The following is a 19949-nucleotide window of genomic DNA, read 5'->3' as shown; positions in this document are numbered from 1 at the left end:
GCTTCATAAGCTTATTTTTAGTTATCTAAATATTAATGATAATGCCTTTCTATATTCAATAGAATTTCTGTATTTATTTTATTACAGCTTATCGTTTATTGTTTTTATTATTTTAATAAAAGTAAAAGAACGAAGTTTTGATAATGTAGGAATGTCATTTCTTTTGAGTACAAGTGTAAAAATGATTTTTTGTTATCTAATTTTAAAACCTATCTTGCAGATAAAAATTTACGACAACACAATAGAGAAAATTAATTTTTTTATGACATTTGTTCTCTTTTTAGCAATAGAGACCCTTTTAACGATACGAATATTAAACGAAAAACAGTAATTGGATATAAAGAGGACATAATTAGAAAAAATAAATTTTTATATTCTTTTGAATATTAATAAAAAATGTACCTTTGCACCAAATTTTAGAAACGTAAAAAATTAAGATATTTAACAGTTATGGTGATTTCAAACAAACCACTTAGATTTATAATAGCGACTTTAGTAGCGTGTCTTCCTTTAATGAGTTTTGCAAATCCAGAAGTGGATTCAGTAAAAGTTAAGACCGAAATGACTCACGAAGTAACGGAACAAACACATGAAGGAGCTCATGCTGAACCAACAGATGTAAAATCTAAGATTAAAGCATTTATAGGTCATCACGTGTTAGATTCTCACGACTTCACTTTCTTTTCTGACGAAGTAGAAGGGAAGCATTACGGATTTTCTTTGCCAGTTATTCTTTGGGATAATGGATTACACGTTTTTTCTTCTTCTGAATTCGAACATGGAGAAGCAGTAGCGGAGTCAAACGGAAACTTTTATAAAATCAACCACCACGATGGTAAGATTTACAAAGTAGATTCGGCTGATGGTAAAATAACTGAAAACGAAGAAACAGGTTTCCCTGCTAATGTTCGTCCAATTGACTTTTCAATTACAAAAACAGTTTTGTCTATAATGATTGCTTCATTAATCATGTTTTTGATTTTTGCTGGTTTGGCAAAATCATATGCTAAAAATAAAGGAATTGCTTCTGGAGTTGGAAGAATATTTGAACCAGTCGTATTGTATATTCGTGATGAAATTGCAATCCCTAATATTGGAGAAAAGCACTATAAGAAATACATGAGTTATTTATTGACTATCTTTTTCTTTGTATTGTTCTTAAACATATTTGGTTTGATGCCATTTGGAATTAATGTAACAGGTAATTTAACTATTACTTTTGCATTAGCGATAATGACATTCTTAATCACAAACCTTACTGCTAATAAAAATTACTGGGGACACATTTTCTGGATGCCAGGAGTGCCTAAAGTAATGCGTATCGTATTAGCTCCAATTGAGTTGTTAGGAGTATTTATTAAGCCATTTTCATTAATGATACGTTTGTATGCAAATATCTTTGCAGGACACATTGTATTGATGAGTATTATTGGTTTAATGTTTATTTTTAAAAGCTGGTTAGGAAGTAGTTTGTCATTTGGATTGTCATTTGTACTTTCTATTCTTGAGATATTAGTAGCTTTTTTACAAGCCTATATTTTCACCATGTTATCTGCATTGTACTTTGGTTCAGCTGTAGAAGAGCATCATCATGAGGAGGCTCATCATTAATGGGTTAACCGTTTAGCTGTTTATTTGTTTAAATCGATTAACCGATTAAACAAATAACCGATTGAACAAAAAAATTGAATGTTTAATTTTTAATATATATATTATGCAAATTCCAACTATTGTAGGAGCAGGATTAATTGTAATCGGAGCAGGTTTAGGTATTGGTAGAATTGGTGGTTCAGCAATGGACGCTATTGCTCGTCAACCAGAAGCTTCTGGAAAAATCCAAACAGCTATGCTTATTGCAGCTGCACTTATTGAAGGTATTGGTTTCGCTGCGTTATTCGCTGCTTAATTAAAATCAAAAAAACAATAGTTACAACGGTTGGTTGTAACTATTGTTTTAAATTAAAACATTACAAATTGCCTTTGAGCAATAAAAAAGATAATTTAAAATTTATAATTATATATAATGGATAAGTTAATAAATCAGTTTGAGTTAGGTTTGTTCGTTTGGCAAGTATTAATATTTGTTGGATTAATATTCTTATTGAAAAAATTCGCTTGGAAACCAATTCTTGATGCAGTAAATGATAGAGAAGAAGGAATCAAAAATGCTTTACTTTCTGCTGAAAATGCTAGAAAAGAAATGCAAAACCTTCAAGCTGACAACCAACGTATTTTACAAGAAGCAAGATTAGAGCGTGACAACATGCTTAAAGATGCGCGTGAAATGAAAGAGAAAATGGTTGCTGATGCAAAAAATGAAGCGCAAGTTCAAGGATTGAAAATGATCGAACAAGCTAAAGCAGCAATTGAAAGTGAAAAAAATGCAGCGATGGCTGAGTTGAAACTTCAAGTTTCTACTTTATCATTGAATATTGCAGAAAAATTATTGAAAGACGAATTATCTAACAAAGAAGCTCAAACTAAATTAGTTGAGAAAATGTTAGGTGACGTAAAGCTAAACTAAGATTATGGCAAGTACAAGAGCAGCAATTCGTTATGCAAAAGCAATTCTAGAGATCGCAGAATCTAAAGGAGTAGCAAAAGCAGTTAGTGATGATATGAATTCTATAGCTTCAACTATAAATGGAAATGTAGAATTGAGCACTTTTATTCAAAACCCAACTTTAAGAGTAGAGGTTAAAGAAAATGCCTTATTGGAAGTTTTTGCAAATACTAATAGTGTAACTAAAAGTTTATTTCATTTGTTGTTTGAAAACAAAAGATTTGAAATTCTAGAAGCAGTAGCAGTAGAATACAATGTTTTATTTGATATTATGAATGGTGTTGAAGTGGCTAAGGTGACTACAGCTATTCCTATGGATGCAGCATTAGAAGCTAAAGTTTTAGCTAAAATTGCTTCTTTATCTGATAAGAAAATTACAATTGAAAATACAGTAGATGCTTCAATTATTGGAGGGTTTATTTTAAGAATAGGTGACAAGCAGTACAATGCTTCTGTTGCTAACAGATTACAAGTATTAAAAAGAGAATTAAGTAACTAGTTTTATTGCACATTTAAGTGTCTAAATTATAAATTAAGATGGCGGAAATCAAACCTGCTGAAATTTCAGCAATATTAAGAAAGCAAGTAGAAGGTTTTGAATCTGGCGCAACGCTAGAGGAAGTAGGAACCGTACTTCAAGTTGGAGATGGTATTGCTCGTGTTTACGGGCTTTCTAATGTTCAATACGGTGAGTTAGTAGAATTCGACAATGGCTTAGAAGCGATTGTATTGAATCTTGAAGAAGACAATGTTGGGGTGGTACTTTTAGGACCATCAACAGGAATCAAAGAAGGTTCTACAGCTAAAAGAACACAACGTATCGCTTCTCTTAAAGTAGGTGAGCAAATGGTAGGACGTGTAGTAAACACTCTTGGTTTTCCAATTGATGGAAAAGGACCAATTGGTGGAGACTTATACGAAATGCCTTTGGAAAGAAAAGCTCCAGGAGTTATCTTCCGTCAACCAGTTACTGAGCCATTACAAACAGGAGTAAAAGCAGTAGATGCTATGATCCCAGTTGGTCGTGGGCAACGTGAGCTAGTTATTGGTGACCGTCAAACAGGTAAATCGACTGTTTGTATCGATACTATCTTAAATCAAAAAGAATTTTACGATGCAGGAAAACCTGTATTTTGTATATATGTTGCAATTGGACAAAAAGCGTCAACTGTAGCAGGAATTGCAAAAATGTTAGAAGAAAAAGGAGCAATGGCATATACCATTATTGTTGCTGCTAATGCTTCTGATCCAGCTCCAATGCAAGTGTACGCTCCTTTCGCAGGTGCTGCAATTGGAGAATACTTTAGAGATTCAGGTCGTCCAGCTTTAATTGTTTATGATGATTTATCTAAACAAGCTGTTGCTTACCGTGAGGTTTCTCTTTTATTAAGAAGACCACCGGGACGTGAGGCATATCCTGGAGACGTTTTTTACTTACACAGTCGTTTATTAGAGCGTGCTTGTAAAGTAATTGCTGATGATGGAATTGCTAAAAACATGAACGATTTACCAGATTCATTGAAATCTATCGTTAAAGGTGGTGGTTCATTGACTGCTTTACCTATTATCGAAACTCAAGCTGGTGACGTTTCTGCATATATCCCAACAAACGTAATTTCGATTACTGATGGTCAAATTTTCTTAGATGGAGATTTGTTTAACTCTGGAGTTCGTCCGGCAATTAACGTAGGTATCTCGGTATCTCGTGTTGGAGGTAATGCTCAAATTAAATCAATGAAAAAAGTAGCAGGTACTTTGAAACTAGATCAAGCACAATTCCGTGAATTGGAAGCGTTTGCTAAATTTGGTTCAGACTTAGATGCAGTTACTTTAAACGTAATTGAAAAAGGTAGAAGAAACGTTGAGATCTTGAAACAAGGGTTGAATGATCCTTATACTGTTGAAGACCAAGTAGCAATTATCTACGCTGGTTCTAAAAACTTATTGAGAAATGTTCCTGTAAATAAAGTAAAAGAATTTGAGAAAGATTTCTTAGAATTCTTGAACACTAAACACAGAGCAACTCTTGATGCTTTAAAAGCAGGGAAGTTAACAGACGAAATTACTGATGTAATTCAATCTGTAGCTAAAGAAGTTTCAGCAAAATATAACTAGAAGTTATTTTAAGTTTTGAATTTTAAATTATGAAAAGTCAGTCTTTTTGTAATTTAAAATTTAAAATTTATAATTCAAAATAGAAAAAAATAAATGGCAAATTTAAAGGAAATCCGTAATAGAATTACTTCCGTTTCATCTACGATGCAAATTACATCAGCGATGAAAATGGTTTCTGCAGCAAAGCTAAAGAAAGCACAAGATGCAATTACAGCAATGCGCCCTTATGCCGAAAAATTAACGGAATTATTACAAAACCTTTCTGCTACACTTGAAGGTGATGCAGGAGGAGAGTTTACTACACAACGTGAAGTAAAAAAAGTATTACTAGTTGCTATTACTTCTAATAGAGGTTTATGTGGTGCATTTAATACAAACGTAATTAAAGGTGCTAAAAGTCGTGCTGCTTTTTATGAAGGTAAACAAGTAGATATTTTTGCAATTGGTAAAAAAGGAAACGATGTATTAACTAAAACAAATTCAGTTGTTGCTAACGAAAGTGCGGTATATGACAACTTGACATTTGATAATGTGGCTGCAATTGCAGATACATTAACTCAAAAATTTGTTTCTGGTGAGTATGATAAAATCGAATTGATTTATAATCAGTTTAAAAATGCTGCAACTCAAATCGTTCAAACAGAACAATTTTTGCCGTTAGCACCAATTAAATCTGATTTAACAGTTTCAACAGGAGATTATATATTTGAACCTTCAAAAGAAGAAATTGTATTGACTTTGATTCCTAAATCATTGAAAACGCAATTGTATAAAGGAATTCGTGATTCATTTGCTTCTGAGCATGGAGCGCGTATGACTGCGATGCACAAAGCAACAGATAATGCAACTGAATTGAGAAATCAATTGAAATTAACATACAATAAAGCGCGTCAAGCTGCTATTACTAATGAGATCCTTGAGATTGTTGGTGGGGCAGAAGCTTTAAAAGGGTAAGAATAATTTTATCTTATTTTATAAAAAAAACCAACATACGTTGGTTTTTTTTTATGCCTAAAAATCACGTATAAATACCTAGTCTTTTTTGTAAATAAATATTTACATTTGGTGAATTAAATGATTTATTTATAATAGTACTAGCTATGGATAATTTTCCAATTCAGTTGTCTGAGAATATTTTGTTAGAGGCACAGCTTAGCCGTGACACATCATCTTTAAGAAGAGAACTTTATTATATTAAAGATAAAAAATTAGAGTCTTATTTAGATAGTGATGAATTGAAAAATATCTTTTGGTCTAATATTTACAATGCGTATGTTCTAATTATAGCAAAAGAAGCCAAAGAAGAAACCGCTGTTTTTAAATATAAAAGAATAAAAATTGCCCGTCATCTTTTATCCTTAGATGATATTGAATTTAAAATTTTGGGAAAGAACAATCACAATCCATTACATAAATTTATAAATAATTTATTCAGTCCAAGATTTATTAAAAGTGCGGCAGTAAAGAATGTTGATTCTAGTTATCTAATTCGTTTAGATCGAACAGCTTTGAATACTTCTTTAGTTGTGAATTGATTTTAAACAGTTTTACTTCTATCTTAGCAAGTTCTCTCTACATATTTTGCTGTTTATCTAATATTGCTAATTTTTTTGATACTGTTTTCATTACTATTTAACCCGTTATTTTAATGGTATCGGCACTTGCCAATTATTAGTTTTTGATTAATTTTAACCCAAAATTAATTAAAAAAGTAATCCCTTGAATATTAAAGAATTTACCACTATTGCCGAAATGCTAGCTCAAATTGAAGTGATGCAACAGTTATATCCAAAACTTAGTGTAGAGAAGTATGAAACCTATCTTCAAGAGATGGTTCCTCATAATTATACGCAAATTGCTGTATTTGAAGATGAGATCTGTTTAGGGATAACAGGTTGTTGGTTTTCAACAAAATTATGGAGTGGTAAATATTTAGAAATAGACAATTTTATAGTTCATACAGACCATCGTTCAAAAGGAATAGGTAAATTGTTGACTGATTATGTGGAGCAAAAAGCGATTGATTTAGAATGCACTAATATCGTTCTCGATGCTTTTACTTCCAATTTTTCAGCCCACCGATTTTATTACAATCAGGGATATGGTCCTAAAGGTTTTCATTTTGTGAAAATCTTGAATGAAGAAGGGTTGACTTAAATTTATGTTAGATGCGTTTTATAAACAGAGGTATTGTCGTTGTTATAATCTTGTTTTGCTTTTCATTTTGTGTTTCACAAAATGAGTTTCAAACTCGCTTTCCAGTGCCAATGGATTCAGTTTATTACAGTACGAAGATAGGGAGTCAAGAAAAGGATACTATTAAAAGTGATATTCATATCGTTTTTATCGAAGCGTTACCTAATACAATTCAGTTGATAAAAGTGTATTTCAATAACCAGGTGTCTACCATTGATAAAGTAGATGAAAATAATTTTATGGCTTCTTTTTTTAAATTTGTTCCTAAGCCGGATTTAATTTTAAATAGCGATAGTAAATTAGAATATGGAAATGAAGCGCCCGTAATTACTAAACCAAAATTCATATTAAGTCCCAATGATGCCGTTTTGGAATATAAAATGAAAAACAAAACTTATTTTTTTAAAATCATTAATCTAAAAGAAAGACAATGATTAACAAAGCTTCGGTGATTAAACCAAAGAATTAGTTATTTTTGTTTTTTAAAATTAATAGACACACCACATTTTGGGATTATATAAAAATCTTTTTAAACAAACAGCTATTTACGGACTCGCGACAGTTTTACCGCGAATGTTTAGCTTTTTGCTAGTGCCACTTTATACCGATTTGCTGCCTAAAGCAGAATATGGAAAAGTCTCCATCATTTTTGCTTGGATGATTTTCTTTAATGTTATTCTAGCTTACGGGATGGAAACTGCTTTTTTTAGGTTTTATAACAATGAAAGCAATAAAAAATCAGTGCTAGAAACATCAATGGTTTCTATCTTTTGGACTACTATTTCTTTCTTGTTTATTGCGTTATTATCTAGGAATACATTGGCAGCTTGGTCAGGTATTGATTCACAGTATATTGGATATACCATTTGGATTTTAGCTTTAGATGCTTTGGTAATTATTCCTTTTTCTAAATTAAGGGCTTTTCAAAAACCAATGGTTTATGCGGTTATAAAAATTGGTAATGTATTGGTAAACCTTATTTTGAGTGTCTTTTTTCTACTTTATATGCCTAAGGTAGTCGCTTCAAATCCTCATGGATTTTTAAGCTCTTTGTATGTAGAAAATTTCCAAATAGGCTATATTTTCTTGGCAAACATTATTGCTAGTTTATTAACTTTTGTAGCATTATCTCCAGATTATGTTTTTCTAAAATGGAAATTCGATTTGGATTTATGGAAACGCATGATGCGCTATGCATTGCCAATAATGGTAGCCGGAATTGCATTTGCAATCAATGAACAGTTTGATAAAATTCTTTTAGGACGATTGTTACCAGACAATATTGCTGAAGCCGAAGTGGGTGTTTACTCTGCCTGCTACAAATTAGGCTTGTTTATGGTTTTATATAGAACAGCCTATACATTAGGAATTGAACCGTTCTTTTTTAGTCATGCTTCTGATAAAAATGCGCCACAAACGTATGCTATGGTGACAAAATATTTTGTCATTTTTGGATCGTTCATCTTGCTATCGGTAATCGTTTTTGCTGATTTATTCAAAATGCTTATGATTCGTGATGAATCGTATTGGGTAGCCATGAAAGTTGTGCCCTTAATCATATTGGCCAATTTCTTTTTGGGGATTTACACTAATCTTTCTGTTTGGTATAAATTGATTGACAAAACGTATATTGGTGCTTACATTTCCATTGTAGGAGCTGTGATAACATTAGGACTTAACTTTTTATTGATTCCTACAATGAGTTATTACGGATCAGCAATTGCAACAATAGCCGCCTATGGAAGCATGATGTTTATTTCCTATTACTTGGGGAATAAATATTATCCAATTCCGTATGATTTAAAGAAAATAGGAGGCTATCTGTCATTATCGATATTCTTTTCGGCAATATCGTTTTATGGATTCAGGGAGAATTACTTTGTAGGGATCTTATTATTGATTGTATTCCTCTATTTTATATATCACAACGAAAAAGAAACCCTTTTAAAAATTGTAAAACGTAAAAATAACTAGTATTTCCTTACTGGTTTTTTGGAGCTATTTCCTGCTGTCCGCTATATCTTTTCTTTCCTGAAAAGTCAAGAAAAGGATGTCACTTCCATCAGGGCTAGAAATCCTGCTAACAATTCAAACAAATTAAAATGAAAATAAACATCATCAATAAATCACAACATGCCCTGCCTAACTATGAAACCATAGCTTCAGCAGGAATGGATTTAAGAGCTAATTTAATAGAATCAATAACATTACAGCCCTTAGAAAGAACTATTGTTAAAACAGGGCTTTTTATGGAGTTACCCATAGGGTATGAGGCTCAAGTAAGACCAAGAAGTGGTTTGGCTTTCAAGAACGGTATTACAGTATTGAATTCGCCTGGAACAGTTGATGCCGATTATCGTGGTGAAATTGGTGTGATTTTAGTAAATTTATCCAATCAGGCATTTGTTATCCAAAATGGGGAACGCATTGCGCAATTAATCATTGCAAAACACGAACGGGCTGACTGGATTGAAGTAGAAGAGTTGTCAGAGACTTCTAGAGGAGCGGGTGGTTTTGGTAGTACAGGTGTAAAATAAAATTTATTAATTCAAAGATTGTAATATTTAAAAATTCGAATAGAATTCTTTAATCGTTCAATCATTTAATCTTTCAATATCATTAAAATGAAAATAATAGTGCCAATGGCAGGACGTGGTTCACGTCTTCGTCCACATACAGTTACCGTTCCTAAGCCATTAATCCCTGTTGCTGGAAAACCTATTGTCCATCGATTGGTAGAAGATATTGCTAAAATATTAAAAGAACCAATTGAAGAGATTGCTTTTATTCTAGGCGACGAAGCTTTTTTTGGGGATGATGTAGTAAAAAGTTTAGAAGAATTGGCTCAAAGTTTAGGTGCCAAAGCTTCTATTTATCGTCAGGACTTACCTCTAGGAACTGGACATGCTATTATGTGTGCCAAAGAATCCTTGTCAGGACCAGCAGTAATTGCTTATGCAGATACATTAATCAGAGCTGATTTTGATTTAGACCCTACTGCTGATGCTGTTATTTGGGTAAAACAAGTAGACCAGCCTGAAGCTTTTGGAGTGGTGAAGCTGAACGCTAACAATGAAATCACAGAATTAGTGGAAAAACCAGCTGAATTTGTAAGTGATTTGGCGGTTATTGGGATATACTATTTCAAAGAAGTGGGTAATTTAAAAAAAGAACTTCAAAACGTATTAGACAACAACATTCAAAACGGTGGGGAATACCAGATTAATGACGGAATCAAAGCGATGATGGCTAAGGGTAACGTTTTTAAAACGGGTAGTGTAGATGAATGGATGGATTGCGGGAATAAAAACGTAACTGTAGAAACCAATACTAGAATGCTGGGCTTCTTGCATAATGACGGAATTCATCTGGTGGATTATGATGTTAAGTTAGAAAATTCGACTATTATCCCGCCCTGTTTCATTGGTGAAGATGTTGTTTTAGTAAATGCAATTGTTGGGCCTAACGTGTCTCTTGGCAAAGGAAGTCATGTAGTCGATAGCGCTATAAAAAACAGTTTGATTCAAACTCATGTACACATCAAAAATGCTAATTTAGATAATGCCATGATTGGAAATCATGTTGTTTTTGATGGTAATTTTACCAGTATCAGCATTGGTGATTATTCTGTTTTGGAATAATTTTTTCTAGTTTTAGAAATTACTTTTTATTATGAAAAGATCAGCTTTAGTACTATTGTTTTTTGTTTTGCTTGGCAATCCTGCTTTGGTATTGGCACAAACAGAACCGGACCAAATAAAGCTAGATAATAATAAATTTCAAGATTTGTTTTACGAGTCGTTAAAACAAAAAGCAATAGAAAATTATGATAAAGCAATAGTAGCTTTAGAACAATGTTTAAAGATAGACCCTCAAAACGCGACCGTTCATTTTGAGTTAGGTAAAAACTATTTGGCATTAAAGGATTATAAAAACGCCTATACTTATTTTGAGCAGGCGAGTAAAATAGATCCTACGAACAAATGGTTCTGGATAGGAATGTATGATGTTAATTATGCAACCAAAGATTATGAGCGTGCTATTTACACAATCAATAAACTGATTCCATTTGATCCAAAGTTCAAAGAAGATTTAACTTCGCTTTACATGAATACGGGGCAGTTTGACAAAGCATTAGCACTTATTAATGAACTAAATGAAAGTATAGGTAAATCAGACAGAAGAGAATCTTACAAAATCCAGATTTTATCGCAAGGGAAATATCAAAATACTGAAATCGTAAATTTAATTGATCAGATAAAGAAGTATCCCAAGGAGGAGTCCAATTATATTTCACTAATATATTTGTATTCTAAAAACAATGAAATAGATAAAGTCCTTGAAACGGCACGAAAATTGGAGAGTGAAATTCCAACATCGGAATGGGCACAAGTAAGTTTGTTTAAGTTTCATCTGGATAATAATGATGGGGATAAAGCAGTTAAAGCGATGAACATCGTTTTGGCTAGTTCCAAAATTGATTCAAAAATAAAACACCGGGTTCTAAATGAATTCTTGATTTTTACAAATGCAAATCCGCAATATAACTCCGACTTAGAAAAAGCGATTGGTTATTTTGATTCTGATCCTGAAGTGAATGTGGCAAAGGAAATAGGGAAATTTTATCATGCTAAAAAACAATGGGATAAAGCCATTGTGTACTATGATAAAGCGATTAAAAAAACGGCGGATGTAGATGTTGAAACAAATTTACTTTTGCTTCAAGCGTATATTGAAACCAAACAATTTGATCTAGCAGCAAAAAAAGCCATGGATATGGTAGATGTTTTCCCTACACAGCCACAGTTTTATTATTATGCTGGCTTAGGATACAATCAATTGGTTCAGTTTAAAAAAGCCAAAGAAATTCTCGAAATGGGGTTGGATTATTTAGTTGAAGATGTTGCTTTAGAAATAAACTTCAATATTCAATTGGGAGAATCTTATAATGGTTTAGGAGATAATAAGAAAAAAGAGTTCTATTTTTCAAAAGCCAATCAATTATTAAAACAATAAAAATCGAATGAAAAAAATACTCGCTATTCTGTCAATCCTTGTATTGATTTCTTGTAAGTCAAAAGCCGTGGCTACATCCGCTGCTGTTCCTGTTGATTACTTAGCCGCAAAAAAAATTATAGCAAGTCACTATAACAATAAAAGTGATTTTTCTACATTATATATTAAAGCAAATGCGAGGTATAGTGATGATAAACAATCACAAAATGTTACTGCTGAAATTAGAATTAAGAAGGGCGAACAAATTCTAATAAGCATCCGTTTTTTAGGGATTACAATGGCAAAAGCTTCTATAACTCCAACATCTGTGAGTTATTACGAAAAAATTAAAGGAACCTATTTTGAAGGAGACTTTAGTTCATTAAGCCAATGGTTAGGTACTGATTTGGATTATAATAAAATTCAAAATATGTTGTTGGGAGAAGCTTTAGATGATTTAAAGAAGGGAAAATATACAGAGTCATTAGTGGAGCAATTGTATCGATTGGATGATTTATCGAATGGAAATACAAAAAAGACATTTTATATCAATTCAAATGATTTTAGCGTTAATAAACAAGAAATAACACAAGTAGCCGAGGGTAGGATGATTCAAGTAGCCTACGTTGACATTAAAGAATATAAAGAAGCCTTGATGCCTACAAACGTGCTTATAAATGCCTATCAAGCCAAAGGAAAAACGGAAATTAACTTAGACTATAAAACAATTTCATTCAATGAAGAACTTTCTTTTCCATATAGTGTCCCAAATGGTTACAATAGAATTATAATTAAGTAAATTTGCAAAAAATATATTTTTAAGATGCCAAAATTTCTCCTTAGCTTAATTTTTTTATGCATGACCTCAGTTATATGGAGTCAGTCTTCTCAACAAGAAAAATTAGAACAACGTAAAGCCCAAATCCAACAAGAAATAAGGGATAACGAAAAGTTATTGCAGTCCGTGAAGTCCAAGGAAAAATCGGCGATGAATGTATTTACGATTCAGAAAAATAAAATTAGACTGAAAGAAATATTGATAAATACGACTGAGAAACAAACCAAACTTTTGGCAAATGACATGTATGTTAATCAGGTTAAGATCAATAAGCTTAATAAAGAGTTGATGATTCTTAAAGAAGATTATGCTAAGATGATCTTGAAATCGTATAAAAGCCGATCGGAGCAAAGTAGAGCAATGTTTATTCTGTCGTCTGAGAATTTTTTACAAGCGTATAAAAGAGCACAATATTTAAAACAATATACCAATTTTAGAAAGGCACAAGGAGAAGAAATATTTTCTAAGTCGACTCAACTAATTGATTATAATAAAAAGTTGAATGTTCAAAAAGTGGCAAAACAAAAACTAATCGTTGAAAACGAAAAAGAAAAAAAAGGATTAGTAAAAGAAAAAGAAGAACAGGAAAAACTAGTAAATTCAATTAAAAAAGACAAGAATAGAATTGTTTCGGATATTAGAAAAAAACAAAGAGAATCCAAAACGATTGACAAACAAATAGACCGTTTAATTCGCGAAGCTATTGCTGAGGCCAATAGAAAAGCAGCGATAGAGAGAGCTAAAGCCAAAGCACTAGCATTAGCAAATAGCGCAAAGTCTACAACAAAAGGGGATACTAAAGAAGCCGTACGAGAAGCTGCAAAAGAAGCTGCAAAAGAATCCGTTTCTTCTTCCAGAATTGAATTGACACCAGAGTCAAAAATAATAGCTGATAATTTTAGAGCTAATAGAGGGAATTTACCTTGGCCAGTAGAAAAAGGGTTTATATCGTTGGGTTACGGAGATCAAGCGCATCCTATTTATAATACATTAGTGATTCATAATAGCGGTGTAGAAATAACAACTAGTGAAGGGGCATCTGCAAGAGCAGTTTTTGGTGGTGAAGTAGCAAGTGTTATGGTATTATCGCCTGTTAATAAAGCCGTGATGATACAACATGGAGATTACTTTACTATTTATCAAAATTTAAGTTCTGTATCGGTTAGTAAAGGAGATAAAATAAGTATAAAACAAACGATTGGTAGAGTAAGAACAAATGGTGATACTGGTAAAACAGTAATTAAATTCTTGCTTTTACAAAATACAACGTATACGGATCCAAAAGGATGGTTATCAAATAAATAATATTGTATATTATAAAAAAGGAGGGATCAAGCTTTGATTCCTCCTTTTTTGGTATTAATTACTTTTATTATTATTATTATTGTTGTTGTTGTTGTTGAAGTTGTTGTTTCTCAATGTGATTTAGTTGTTCTTGAAGCTCTGCAGATACTTCATGTAGTAGTACATCATTCACTTCTTCAAAATGCCTGCCGTCTTCATAGCCAATTGAAACTGAAACCGACAGTGTTTGTCTTGCAAGACCTTTAAATGTTCCTTTTACAAGGGTGCAATCATTGAAATTCCTCCCTGTTGAAAGTTTGACATGATTGTCCATTGTCCAAATGTCATTAGTAGGATCTAATCCTAACCAACCTTGATTAGGAGAATATATTTCTACCCAAGCATGTGTAGCACCTTCTCCGCGCAGTTCATTTTTATTGGGACAAATATATCCACTCACATACCTTGAAGGAATTCCCGCGCTACGTAATAGTTGCAATAATAAAATGGCAAAATCTTGACATACTCCTTTTTTAATTTCCAATATTTCATCTATTGTAGTTTCTATATTGGTAATCCCTTTTGTATAAGTGAAATTTGTAAAAACATAGTGATTACATTGTTGGGCAATTTCAATTATGGATTTGTTTTTATAATCGATTTCATCTAATATAGCATCAATTTCGTTTTGTTTGTTGATGATTTCTGGGTAACAAAGTCGAAGTAAAAGGATGCTTTTTTCTTTTTCCTTTTCTAAATCTTTTACCGTCGTATCATCGATTTCTGGAATTTTAAGAGAATGATTGACACGTACCAACATTCTAGTTTCTATGGTTGTTTCAGAATGGGAATGTAAAATATTAAAATTCCCCACTCTATTTCCATAGTAGTCCTCTGAAAGTGCTACCTCAGGTTTTTGAGATATCATTAGCTGATATTGTAACACATCTTGGTTGTCAAAATTATGAGGAAATAAACGAATCTCGTTTATACTTTCCTTAATAGGCCAATTGTATTGGTATTTTGTGGTGTGTACTATTTTATAAATCGCCATTAGTTGTTAGGTATAAGAAAAAAATAATTTAGAAAAATCTTTCGAAAATTGCATCAATTGTTTTTTTGTATTGTGAAGTACTTCCTCTAATTGTTGGTTATCTAAATTTTGATAATCGGTAAATTCAATATAACTTTTGAGTCTTCCAAATTGATTTTGTAACACTCGTCCTTCGTTTAAATAATTTTGTTTCAACAGGCTTTCTAAATATATTTCGATGTACTCTAAAGTATAATAAACAGAATGGGCAAAATCTTTATTAAAAATCACATGTTGAATTACTTTCTGGTTGTGAGGAATATTACTATAACTCTTCATATACATTTCATAACCTGAAAGGGATAACAGTAATTTTCTCCAGTACAGTAAATCTTCATTTCCATTTACGTTATAATTGATAGGAGCATAATAAGCCTGAGTCATTGAAATGGTTTGTAAACAACGCTCAATATGCTTGCCTATGCTTGAAAAGCACCATCCTAATCCTCTTGGCATGGTAACTTGAATGATACCATTATAAAGCAAAAAGTTTTTATTTAATTTGGCCAATACATCTAGTGCTTTGGCTGTTTCTAGTTTTTTAGGCAAGTCTGGAGAATTAATATAAAGGTACATGGAGTTAATATGTTCCCATAATTCTTTTGTTATCTTATCTTGAGAGCCTCTTGCATTTTCACGTGCCTTAGTAATTAGGTTTTTAACCGAGTTGTGATTATTTTCATCACAAATAATATATTTTAGAACAAAATTAGTATCAAACTGAACTTCTCTAATTTTATCATTTGACAATATGGTGTAGTATTCTAATAACGGTTTGTAACCTTGATAATCATTAGTTTCTTTGTCAAAAGATAAAGCATAAAGAGTGTTAAGGGTGAGCAACATTCCATCTGTTCTTTCCATATATCTGTTAAGCCAATACATTCCATCAGCAACACGGCTTAGCATATTTACTTCCATAGTGTGTGTTTTTTTAAGTTCGTAAACAATTGCTTTTATTTTATGATCCAAGTGTCTTTACTACCACCTCCTTGCGAGGAATTTACGACTAAGGATCCTTCGGTAAGCGCAACTCTTGTTAGCCCTCCAGGTACTATTTTAACTCCGTTTGGGCCACATAATGCATAAGGCCTTAGGTCAACGTGTCTCAGTTTAAGTTCTCCGTCGATAAAACAAGGAACGGTGCTTAGCTGGATAATGGGTTGTGCAATGAAATTTCTAGGATTATCAATAATTGCAATTTTGGCGGCTTCAAGTTCTGCTTCGGTAGCTTTATTCCCCATGATCATTCCGTAACCACCACTCTGGTTCGTTTCTTTAACCACCATGTTTTCCATATTAGCAAATACAAGTTCTCTTTCTTCCTTATTACCCATTTGATAAGTAGGCACATTTTTTAAGATAGGTTCCTCGTTTAGATAGTATTTTATCATATCTGGAACATAGGCATAGACGGCTTTATCATCAGCGACTCCATTTCCTACCGCATTTACCAAAGCAACGTTTCCTAATTTATAAGCGCTTATCAATCCAGGAACACCAAGTGTGCTGTCTGGTTTAAAAACAAGGGGGTCTAAATACTCGTCGTCTAATCGTCTGTAAATTACATCCACTTGTTGAAGACCGGAAGTTGTTTTCATATAGACTTTGTTGTTATTCACAACTAAATCTCTTCCTTCAACTAATGGTACTCCCATTTGTCTCGCGAGGAAAGTATGTTCGTAGTAAGCGGAATTATAAACTCCTGGAGTGAGCAAAACTACATTTGGGTTTGATATATTTCTTGGAGAAAGAGATATTAAAATATTATGAAAAATCATAGGGTAATTGACCACCATGCTAACATCATTGTTGCTGAACATTTCAGGAAACACTCTTTTGGTTATTTCTCTGTTTTCCATCATGTAACTCACACCACTAGGGCATCTTAGATTGTCTTCTAAGACATAAAATTCTCCATCGGCTCCTCTAATTAAATCAATACCCGCAATGTGTACGTGGATATTATGGGGTAGTTTTATTCCGTGTACTTCTTGAATATAATGAGGGCATGAAGCAATTAATGCAGCAGGAATAATGCCTTCTTTTATAATAAGTTGTTCGTTATAAATATCTTCCAAAAATAAATTAAGAGCTTTTAGCCTTTGCGCTATCCCTGTTTCTACTTCTATCCAATCTTTCTGGGTAATTATTCTAGGAATAATATCAAATGGGAAAATTCTTTCAATTCCCTGGTCGTCATCGCTATAAACCGTGAATGTTATCCCTTGGTTCATGAAAATATCTGAAGCCTGTTTTTGTTTTTCATTTAGTTGCTCAATACTTAAACTTTCCAATGTTTGTAGTACTTGGCGGTATGAGTCTCTAACACCTTCTTTTGAGAACATTTCATCCCATCCATTTGAATTTAAACTAGGTGTTAATTTTATCATATATTATCGTTATTAAAAAATTAAACAAATGCTATTTATGGTGTGGAAAACACAATTTTTCCTCTAAAATAACTATTTTATTTGTTAAAAAAACTATTTTTATTAATTATTCAATAATAAATATACTATTCCTTTTTTAATATCAATTTTTTGAATGATTTATTTTTATTCTATGTTTTATTGATAATTCAGTAGTGTTTATAGTACCAGTATTATAAACTATCTCCCTTTAAATCATCGTGATTTGGGTCTTTTTATGAAGAATTAGAGCACGGAAAACAGCACAAGTCATTACTAAGATGTTAAATCTAGTTTTTGACATATGCTGTTTTTAAAATGAAGTCTTCTTAAAAAGGATAGTAGGAATATAAATCAGGGCTTGTTAAAACTAGATTCAATTGCTTTTAGCATTCCATCTGCTGTCCAAGTACCGGAAACTATTATCCTTCTTATGGTATAAAGAGGGTCGTTTGGGTCTCTTTTTGTAGATAAAATAAAAGCCATTTGATATCCACTTTTTTTGATTTCTGGGATAACAGAGGTATTCCACAGCCCAAAAGGATAGGCGAAGTACGTTACTGGTTTTCCAATGATTTCTTCCAGTTTAGTTTTTGGTTTATTAAGCTGAATATTCCAGTCATCCCCACTATATTTAGTTACCATATGATGGTCCCAAGTATGTGCTGCAATTACATTACCAGAGTCTGATAAGTCTTTAATTTGTTCTTTACTTAAATATTTTGGTCGATTAATAGAGACGGTCATCACAAAAAACACCCCTTTAAAACCGTATTTTTTCATTTCAGTTGCTCCTAACGTATACTGCTCTTCTCTTGTGTCATCAAAGGTTATCATTATTGGCTTTTCGGGTAGTGGTCCATCATGAAGGAGATATTCATACAATTGATCAGGTAATATGGTATGATAACCATCATCTGCCAATGCTTTCATTTGAGCTGAAAAAACAGCTGGTTTAACAGTATAAGTCTTTATATCTCCGCTAGCTGTATTACTAAATTCCCGAATGTTATGGTAGCATAAGATGGGCACTTCCTTTTTAGCAAGAATAGTGGCCGTATTTGCAGTTTCTTTTTTTGGTGCCTTTTCCGGACTAGCAATTGAAACTTGGGTAGTTTCTTTTTTATCGGTTTCTTTCTGCTCCGTTTTAGATTGGCATCCTATCAAAATGGTAAAGCAGCTTATAACTACTAATATACTCTTTTTCATAGTTCTATTAATTATTGGTATTGAATGTAAAGTGGTTTTGGAGTAAATTTTAACAACTCTTCAGGAGTGTACATTTTCCAATCGTTCCAATTGTCATTTTTATAAAACAATTTAAATCCTGTAAATTGAACAGGTTCTCTATAGATATAAGTAAGGTAAGTAGATCTTTTAAGTACTTTGCTACCAAAACCATCCATATCCATTACTACCTGTACTTCAGGAACTGTTTTTATTTTTTTATAATTAGTGACCATTCCTTGTGTAAAGCGATGTACGATTAACACCTTTGGAGTCAATTTATTTTTTTTGACCAAATTAGCAAGGATATCAATGGCGTCATTAATATCATCTGCGGTAAACGTTCCTATTTTTGAGCCAGGAATTTCTCCGTTTTTCAAAGAAAATTCAGGGTCAATTCCAAGGTGAACATTTGGTAATGCAAGATATTGCTCTAATTGAGTCACTTCAGTTTTAACGTTGCTATGTCCTACTTGAATATCTAAAAAAACTAAAGCATTTATAGGTTTTGCCCAACTTAAAATAGTGTCAATTTGCTTAAAAGGCATTCTCATGCGGTGCATACTTTCTTTCCCAGGTGAGCCTTGAGCAGTAACTGCAATATAATGCAAAGCAGGAATTGTTTTAACTGTAGGGTCAGCTGCTGCCCATTTGGCCACTTCTCCTTGTAATTGTTTAAGCATTTGTTCTTTTGGGATTTCTCCAAGTATCCCCATTCTTTTTGAATACAAATTTCCATAAAAAGCAATAATCCTATTGTATGGTAGTAATGCTCCGGGCAAAGGATAAGGTGTTTTTACAGGCCATCTTCCTGTAGTGTCATTATTGCTAATCGCTAGCATTCTTTTATTATAATCTAAGGTATCTATAGTAGAAACTATTTTTTTCTTTACAGAATCTGTAACGACTTTAGTAGTTTGTTTTTCAATTATTTTTTCGTCCGCGGCTTTACCTTGATTGCAACTAGAAAAGACAATCAAAATAGAAATAGAAAGTGATAGGATAACGGAATTTTTCATAAAAATAAATTAGATGTTTACACAAAGGTAAGTCTATTTATATGCTATTTGTTATGTTTATATGGTATGATTTTATAATATAATCATTAAGAAAGAATTTTTTTTAGCAGCTGTTTTTTTAGCAAAAAATCAGCTACATTTTTTTAACTCTCCTTTTGTTTTTGAATGTTTTTTTAGTTGTATTATCCTTATCTATAGTATTCCTATA

20 protein-coding genes are annotated in these 19949 nt (G+C 32.4%); 15 read left to right on the top strand and 5 right to left on the bottom strand.

The window, feature by feature from the left end; all coding sequences use genetic code 11:
- Nucleotides 1–450 precede the first annotated feature (450 nt).
- The 15 genes from atpB to AB3G39_RS01820 all read left to right on the top strand — a co-directional run bounded on the left by atpB (nt 451) and on the right by AB3G39_RS01820 (nt 14012).
- Nucleotides 451–1611, top strand: a complete 1161-nt coding sequence (atpB, locus tag AB3G39_RS01890; protein ID WP_367772897.1) for a F0F1 ATP synthase subunit A — start codon at nt 451–453, stop codon at nt 1609–1611.
- Nucleotides 1612–1714: 103 nt separating this feature from the next.
- A complete protein-coding gene (gene atpE, locus AB3G39_RS01885) occupies nt 1715–1906 on the top strand; it encodes an ATP synthase F0 subunit C (RefSeq protein ID WP_077374818.1) in 192 nt (63 codons plus the stop codon).
- 117 nt (nt 1907–2023) lie between these two features.
- Complete coding sequence (locus AB3G39_RS01880) at nt 2024–2524, top strand: F0F1 ATP synthase subunit B (RefSeq protein WP_367756363.1); 501 nt, start codon at nt 2024–2026, stop codon at nt 2522–2524.
- A 4-nt stretch (nt 2525–2528) separates the two neighbouring features.
- Entirely contained in the window at nt 2529–3062 is a 534-nt protein-coding gene (gene atpH / locus AB3G39_RS01875) for an ATP synthase F1 subunit delta (protein ID WP_367756365.1), read from the top strand.
- Nucleotides 3063–3100: 38 nt separating this feature from the next.
- Nucleotides 3101–4678 carry a F0F1 ATP synthase subunit alpha gene (atpA, locus tag AB3G39_RS01870; RefSeq protein WP_367772901.1) on the top strand — a complete coding sequence of 526 codons (1578 nt, stop codon included), beginning with the start codon at nt 3101–3103 and terminating at the stop codon, nt 4676–4678.
- 93 nt (nt 4679–4771) lie between these two features.
- The gene (atpG, locus tag AB3G39_RS01865) at nt 4772–5632 is read left to right on the top strand and encodes an ATP synthase F1 subunit gamma (protein WP_369765875.1); all 861 of its coding nucleotides are present in this window, start codon (nt 4772–4774) and stop codon (nt 5630–5632) included.
- Between the two features lie 146 nt (nt 5633–5778).
- Nucleotides 5779–6213: a DUF547 domain-containing protein gene (locus AB3G39_RS01860; protein ID WP_367772905.1), complete on the top strand. Its 435-nt coding sequence runs from the start codon at nt 5779–5781 to the stop codon at nt 6211–6213.
- Nucleotides 6214–6430: 217 nt separating this feature from the next.
- A complete protein-coding gene (locus AB3G39_RS01855; protein WP_367774086.1) occupies nt 6431–6835 on the top strand; it encodes a GNAT family N-acetyltransferase in 405 nt (134 codons plus the stop codon).
- 11 nt (nt 6836–6846) lie between these two features.
- The gene (locus tag AB3G39_RS01850) at nt 6847–7308 is read left to right on the top strand and encodes a hypothetical protein (RefSeq protein WP_369769662.1); all 462 of its coding nucleotides are present in this window, start codon (nt 6847–6849) and stop codon (nt 7306–7308) included.
- Between the two features lie 73 nt (nt 7309–7381).
- Nucleotides 7382–8848: a lipopolysaccharide biosynthesis protein gene (locus AB3G39_RS01845; RefSeq protein WP_367772909.1), complete on the top strand. Its 1467-nt coding sequence runs from the start codon at nt 7382–7384 to the stop codon at nt 8846–8848.
- Nucleotides 8849–8976: 128 nt separating this feature from the next.
- On the top strand, nt 8977–9411 hold the full coding sequence (dut, locus tag AB3G39_RS01840) for a dUTP diphosphatase (RefSeq protein WP_367756377.1): 435 nt from the start codon (nt 8977–8979) through the stop codon (nt 9409–9411).
- A gap of 87 nt (nt 9412–9498) precedes the next feature.
- Nucleotides 9499–10515 (top strand): sugar phosphate nucleotidyltransferase, encoded by a 1017-nt coding sequence (locus AB3G39_RS01835; RefSeq protein WP_369752908.1) that lies wholly within the window; start codon nt 9499–9501, stop codon nt 10513–10515.
- A gap of 31 nt (nt 10516–10546) precedes the next feature.
- Nucleotides 10547–11890: a tetratricopeptide repeat protein gene (locus AB3G39_RS01830; protein WP_369769661.1), complete on the top strand. Its 1344-nt coding sequence runs from the start codon at nt 10547–10549 to the stop codon at nt 11888–11890.
- 7 nt (nt 11891–11897) lie between these two features.
- Complete coding sequence (locus AB3G39_RS01825) at nt 11898–12668, top strand: DUF4292 domain-containing protein (protein WP_369769660.1); 771 nt, start codon at nt 11898–11900, stop codon at nt 12666–12668.
- A gap of 60 nt (nt 12669–12728) precedes the next feature.
- A complete protein-coding gene (locus tag AB3G39_RS01820; RefSeq protein ID WP_369752911.1) occupies nt 12729–14012 on the top strand; it encodes a murein hydrolase activator EnvC in 1284 nt (427 codons plus the stop codon).
- A gap of 76 nt (nt 14013–14088) precedes the next feature.
- On the opposite strand, the gene AB3G39_RS01815 is transcribed toward AB3G39_RS01820, so the two are convergent.
- The 5 genes from AB3G39_RS01815 to AB3G39_RS01795 all read right to left on the bottom strand — a co-directional run bounded on the left by AB3G39_RS01815 (nt 14089) and on the right by AB3G39_RS01795 (nt 19741).
- Nucleotides 14089–15045, bottom strand: a complete 957-nt coding sequence (locus AB3G39_RS01815) for a transglutaminase domain-containing protein (RefSeq protein ID WP_369769659.1) — start codon at nt 15043–15045, stop codon at nt 14089–14091.
- A gap of 6 nt (nt 15046–15051) precedes the next feature.
- Nucleotides 15052–16005: an alpha-E domain-containing protein gene (locus AB3G39_RS01810; protein ID WP_367772923.1), complete on the bottom strand. Its 954-nt coding sequence runs from the start codon at nt 16003–16005 to the stop codon at nt 15052–15054.
- A 35-nt stretch (nt 16006–16040) separates the two neighbouring features.
- The gene (locus AB3G39_RS01805) at nt 16041–17477 is read right to left on the bottom strand and encodes a circularly permuted type 2 ATP-grasp protein (protein ID WP_367772925.1); all 1437 of its coding nucleotides are present in this window, start codon (nt 17475–17477) and stop codon (nt 16041–16043) included.
- A 372-nt stretch (nt 17478–17849) separates the two neighbouring features.
- Nucleotides 17850–18704, bottom strand: coding sequence for a polysaccharide deacetylase family protein (locus tag AB3G39_RS01800; protein ID WP_369765867.1), 855 nt, complete (start codon nt 18702–18704; stop codon nt 17850–17852).
- An 11-nt stretch (nt 18705–18715) separates the two neighbouring features.
- Nucleotides 18716–19741, bottom strand: a complete 1026-nt coding sequence (locus tag AB3G39_RS01795) for a hypothetical protein (protein WP_367756397.1) — start codon at nt 19739–19741, stop codon at nt 18716–18718.
- Nucleotides 19742–19949: the final 208 nt, after the last annotated feature.

It is taken from the genome of Flavobacterium sp. WC2416, assembly GCF_041200095.1.
Classification (GTDB): domain Bacteria; phylum Bacteroidota; class Bacteroidia; order Flavobacteriales; family Flavobacteriaceae; genus Flavobacterium.
Note: the sequence above shows the minus strand (reverse complement) of the source record. Positions and strands in the feature narration are given on the sequence as shown.